The following is a 3,985-nucleotide window of genomic DNA, read 5'->3' on the forward strand; positions in this document are numbered from 1 at the left end:
TATATCTGAGCCACATAGCGCAGTTGCTTATCGTATTTTACGTGATCAGTTGCAAGATGATGAATATGGGCTGTTCTTAAGTACCGCACATCCAGCAAAATTTAAACAGAGTGTCGATCGTATTCTTGCTAAAACATTACCATTACCAGCTGCTTTAGCAAAACGAGCTAATTTACCGATATTTTCCCATCAATTACCTGCTGATTTTGCTTTGTTGCGTAAATTTTTATTTATGCATGCGACTTAATAACAATGATCTGAAATGGAAGCGTTAGCTTCCATTGTTAACCATGTTGTGATCGTTTAAACACTAGCTGATTATCTTTGGAAGCAGCGTTATCAAATTGATAACCGGCTAAGTTAAATTCAGTCAGTTGTTCAATATTTTTTAGTTGATTTTGAATAATAAAGCGACTCATTAATCCGCGCGCTTTTTTCGCATAGAAACTGATGACTTTATATTTCCCCTGTTTTTCATCTAGAAAAATAGGTTTCACAATATAAGCATCCAGTTTTTTGCTATTAACGGCATTAAAATATTCATCTGAAGCTAAGTTAATCAGAATATTATCACCTTGCTTGCTTAAGGCCTGATTAAGATTTTCAGTAATGATATCCCGCCAAAAGGCATAAAGATCTTTTTCTTGTTTATTATTAAGTTTAGTTCCCATTTCCAATCGGTAAGGTTGCATCAGATCAAGTGGCCGTAATACACCGTATAAGCCTGATAGAATACGAAGATGTTTTTGGGCAAAGGTGAAATCTTTTGGCTTAAAATTTTCCGCTTGCAGGCCGGTATAGACGTCACCTTTAAAAGCTAAAATAGCAGGTCGGGCATTTTCTGGGGTAAAATTAGCATGCCACTGTCCAAAACGCGCTGCATTTAAACCGGCTAATTTATCACTAATATGCATTAGACTGGCAATTTCCGCCGGTGTCAGTTTACGACATATCTGAATCAATTGCTCAGCCTGTGATAACAGGGTTGGCTGACTATATTCTGTGGTGACAAGCGGACTTTCATAATCAAGTGTTTTGGCAGGTGAAATCGTGATAAGCATAATTAATACCTAGTAAAATTCATAAATAAACAACTTTAATCAAAATAGTAAATGGCTATCATTAGGCTTATTTGTAGCATTTAACGTTAATTATTGCTATTTAAACGATAGTAGGGTGTGAAAATAAGCTAACAAAATTTGTTATCGACAACAAAAAAATGGGGGTGAATTTATTTGTTGTAATATCAATGAATGATATTATCACAGCAGGATAGGATTTTGAGCCTTGGCTTCATCTCAATAACAACGGGATTAAAAAATGACCGATAAATTAACCTCTTTACGAAAAATAACGACGGTTGTAGCAGATACAGGTGATATAAGCGCAATAAAGCTTTATAAACCTGAAGATGCAACAACTAACCCTTCTTTGATGCTTAATGCGGCTCAGATCCCAGAATATCAGCCACTCATTGATGAAGCGATCTCATGGGCGCGGCAACAAAGTCAATCACGTGAGCAACAAATTATTGATGCGTGTGATAAATTGGCTGTTAATATTGGGTTAGAAATCCTGCAATTAATTCCCGGAAGAATTTCAACGGAAGTTGATGCGCGCCTTTCCTATGATACCGAAGCCTGTATTAATAAAGCGCGGCATATTATTGAGCTTTATAATCGTGCCGGCATTAAAAATGAGCGTATTTTGATAAAATTGGCTTCAACCTGGCAAGGGATCCGCGCGGCGGAACAATTGGAAAAAGAGGGTATTAACTGTAATCTAACGCTATTATTCTCTTTTGCTCAGGCACGAGCTTGTGCTGAGGCTGGCGTTTATCTGATTTCACCTTTTGTCGGCCGTATTCTTGATTGGTATAAAGCAAATACCGATACAAAAGAGTATGCGCCACAAGAAGATCCTGGCGTTATTTCTGTCACACAAATTTACAATTATTATAAGCAGCACGACTATAAAACGGTTGTCATGGGGGCAAGTTTCCGCAATAGCGGTGAAATTTTACAACTGGCAGGCTGTGATCGTTTAACAATTTCTCCGGCATTACTTAAAGAGCTTTCTGAGGCCCAAGGCGAAGTGCCCCGCAAATTGGCATTTAATGGTCAAATTCAGTCACCGCCTAAGCCGATGACAGAAGCAGAATTCTATTGGCAACATCATGCAGATGCCATGGCAACGGATAAACTGGCTGATGGTATTCGTAAATTTGCTATTGATCAGGAAAAATTGCAAAAAATGGTTGCGCAGCAGCTGTAATTAATATTTCTCTGTTATAACCTAAAAGCCTAGTAGGTTATCTTACTGGGCTTTTTGTTTTTACTTGCTGGTCTGATTGTGCTCAAGGGCAGTAAACAATATTATTTGCCTTTGTATCGCTACAGCATAAGTTGAATAGATTTAGTATTAAACATCTTGTTTTCAATATCGAATTTGAGGATCTCATGGATAAATTGCTCATAGGTTTGGTTTCTGTTTCAGATCGGGCAGCCAATGAAATTTATCAAGATCAGGGGATCCCTGCACTTAAAAACTGGCTTTCAATGGCACTAAAAACCCCTTTTACGGTTGAGCCACGTTTGATCCCTGATGAACAAAAAATTATTGAACTTACACTCTATGAGCTGGTTGATGAATTTGCTTGTCATTTAATTTTAACCACCGGTGGCACTAGCCCACCGCTACGTGACGTAACACCGGATGCGACACTGGCGATTGCTGATCGGCAAATGCCTGGTTTTGGTGAACAAATGCGGCAAATTAGTTTGCATTTTGTGCCAACGGCGATCCTCTCACGCCAAGTTGGCGTGATCCGCAAGCAAACATTGATTTTGAATTTACCTGGACAACCAAAATCAATTACAGAAACATTAGCCGGTTTAAAAGATAAACAGGGACGTGAAATTGTTGCCGGAATTTTCGCTAGCGTGCCTTACTGTATCCAATTACTAGAGGGTCCCTATGTTGAAACCGATCCCAACGTGATTAAAGCATTTAGACCTAAATCAGCCATGCGATAAAATGGATCAGTCTGGCTATTTTTGGCATTAGAAAATAACTTTAGTAATAATTAAAGCCGCTGTTAAATTGCGCTGCCATCAATTAGTGTCAATTTTGAAGCCAAAATTTCTCTATTGTCGTCATGATGACGGATAGAATAGTGTTTTAATAAAGCAGTTTTATACTGCTTTATTAATGTGGCAGGATGCTGTTTAAGATCTATTACCAATAGGTAATATGGTACGGCCAAATTGTTCATTAATGACTTCTGCCATAGCAAGGTAAAAAGCGCTGGCGCCGCAAATGATACCTTCGTAACCAGCAATAGTAAGAATGGTTTGATTTCCATACATATTACCGATTGCTAACAGCGCAAAAAGTACGGTCAGACTAGCAAAAACGAATTGTAGTGCGCGATTAGCCTTTAACGTGCCAACAAACATAAATAAGGTAAAGATACCCCACAATGCCAAGTAAACTGCCAGAAAATCTGCGGATGTTACTTGCACCGACGCTATTTCAGGCAGCATTAATAAACCAACTAAGCTGAGCCAAAACAAGCCATAAGATGAGAATGCCGTTGCGGCAAAGGTATTTCCTTTTTTATATTCAAAAATACCGGCAATAATCTGGGCAATACCACCATAGAAGATACCCATACTTAGTATTACTGAAGTTAATGGAAAAAATCCCGCATTGTGAATATTTAATAAAATTGTTGTCATACCAAAACCCATCAAACCTAATGGGCCTGGATTGGCAATATTATTTGAACTCATACATTCCTCTAAATGTCATTAAATATATAATATTCAATAAGATATAAATTTTTATATGCTATCAAGGCCCATTCCCAGTCGAAACGCAACAAACCCATAAAACGTTATGCAGCCATTAGATGAGCTAAAAATACTTCATTTGGAGAAAAATAGCCCAACGATTTTCGTCCCCGAGTATTAAGTATGTGCTC

General features: G+C 38.0%; 4 protein-coding genes and 1 pseudogene. 3 read left to right on the forward strand and 2 right to left on the reverse strand.

The window, feature by feature from the left end; all coding sequences use genetic code 11:
- Nucleotides 1–247 (forward strand): annotated as a pseudogene (locus CBG25_RS02375) (threonine synthase); the annotation flags it as partial.
- A 37-nt stretch (nt 248–284) separates the two neighbouring features.
- On the opposite strand, the gene yaaA reads toward CBG25_RS02375, so the two are convergent.
- On the reverse strand, nt 285–1,061 hold the full coding sequence (gene yaaA, locus CBG25_RS02380) for a peroxide stress protein YaaA (RefSeq protein WP_290604262.1): 777 nt from the start codon (nt 1,059–1,061) through the stop codon (nt 285–287).
- Nucleotides 1,062–1,320: 259 nt separating this feature from the next.
- Here yaaA and tal point away from each other — a divergent pair, with 259 nt between their 5' ends.
- Both tal and mog read left to right on the forward strand, forming a co-directional pair.
- Complete coding sequence (gene tal / locus CBG25_RS02385) at nt 1,321–2,274, forward strand: transaldolase (protein WP_290604263.1); 954 nt, start codon at nt 1,321–1,323, stop codon at nt 2,272–2,274.
- 185 nt (nt 2,275–2,459) lie between these two features.
- Nucleotides 2,460–3,035, forward strand: a complete 576-nt coding sequence (gene mog / locus CBG25_RS02390) for a molybdopterin adenylyltransferase (RefSeq protein ID WP_290604264.1) — start codon at nt 2,460–2,462, stop codon at nt 3,033–3,035.
- Nucleotides 3,036–3,227: 192 nt separating this feature from the next.
- Here mog and satP read toward each other — a convergent pair whose 3' ends face one another.
- Nucleotides 3,228–3,794 carry an acetate uptake transporter gene (gene satP / locus CBG25_RS02395; RefSeq protein WP_032115081.1) on the reverse strand — a complete coding sequence of 189 codons (567 nt, stop codon included), beginning with the start codon at nt 3,792–3,794 and terminating at the stop codon, nt 3,228–3,230.
- Nucleotides 3,795–3,985 lie beyond the last annotated feature (191 nt).

Origin of the sequence: Arsenophonus sp. ENCA, from assembly GCF_002287155.1 — a bacterium.
In the GTDB taxonomy this organism is placed as follows: Bacteria; Pseudomonadota; Gammaproteobacteria; order Enterobacterales; family Enterobacteriaceae; genus Arsenophonus; species Arsenophonus nilaparvatae.